General features: G+C 52.6%; 2 protein-coding genes. Both read right to left on the bottom strand.

What is annotated here, in order from left to right; genetic code table 11:
- Positions 1–105: 105 nt before the first annotated feature.
- Entirely contained in the window at positions 106–585 is a 480-nt protein-coding gene (locus tag U8U68_RS21920; RefSeq protein ID WP_322204588.1) for a relaxase/mobilization nuclease domain-containing protein, read from the bottom strand.
- Positions 557–913: a plasmid mobilization protein gene (locus U8U68_RS21925; protein WP_322204590.1), complete on the bottom strand. Its 357-nt coding sequence runs from the start codon at positions 911–913 to the stop codon at positions 557–559. Before U8U68_RS21925 ends, U8U68_RS21920 begins: the two co-directional genes overlap by 29 nt.
- Between the last annotated feature and the right edge of the window lie 122 nt (positions 914–1035).

Genomic DNA, 1035 nt, shown 5'->3' on the forward strand with positions numbered 1-1035 from the left:
ACAGGCCAGCGCCAAAATTTTTCAATGGCGGTGGCTTGGTTTTCTGTACCCTTTTTGCGGCGACTATAAAATCCCGCTTACCTTCAATTTGGCTCTTGACTTTTATTAGCAGGTCTTTATAATAGAAAGACCGTATCGCGCACATAGCTGATCGGACAGCTTGCGGATTCGGTCGTAGTACATGGCATTGGGCTGGTGGAACTTGCTCCCATCTACAAAGGAAACCGAGTTGAGGATAATGTGCGAGTGAATATGGTCTTTATCTGTATGGGTGGCGACCACTACCTCATACTTGTCCCCAAACAGTTCCTTTGCCAGCTCCACGCCGATCTGGTGGGCCACGTCCGGCGTGACCTCCCCTGGCTTGAAGCTCTGGTCCAAGTGGTACGCCAGCCTGCCGCCCTGTTTGCCAAAGCGCAGCTTGGTACTCAACATCTGATTGGTAGGTGCCTGCCAGTCATTGGGCGGAATAAAGAGATTCACACCTGACACCAGCTTGCCCTCCTGGGTTTTTGCTGGGTTCATGATGTAACAGATGGACCGGGCCAGGTTACTCTTAATCGGCCATAGCTTCGTCTGCGCCATCCGCTGTACCCACTACCGCCTGCTCGATTCGCCGCAGGCTGTCCCGCAGGTGAATCACGTTCTCATAGTAAGCGGTCTCGTCAATCAGGCCGGTGGCGTTTGCCACAAATGCCAGTTGGTTCAGATTGTTGCCAATCCCCTTTAGCTCGCGGATCATGGCAAAGTAATCAGCGGGTGGGGATTCCCTGGGTTCATATCCCACAATGAGCTGCCGGATATAACCCGACTTGCTCAGCCCGCAGGACTTGGCTTTCCTTGTGATTCCTCTGCACTCCGCCTCGCTGAGCCGCAGAGTGATTCTCTGCGTCCGGTTTATGTTGATGTGCACCAGCTCCTGTTACAATATATTTGCCCCATATATGTGGCAGCCAGCCACAGGCTTGGGACATCTCATGCCAAAGCTGTTAGAATGGGTAGGCAATGGTCTGATTTACAGCTCCAAGAGCGAAA

Source organism: Acutalibacter intestini (assembly GCF_034334985.1).
GTDB lineage: Bacteria > Bacillota > Clostridia > Oscillospirales > Acutalibacteraceae > Acutalibacter > Acutalibacter intestini.

Bases quoted from the DNA above. Each gene is read 5' to 3' on its own strand.
- U8U68_RS21920 (WP_322204588.1), bottom strand. From the start codon at position 585: ATGGCGCAGACGAAGCTATGGCCGATTAAGAGTAACCTGGCCCGGTCC.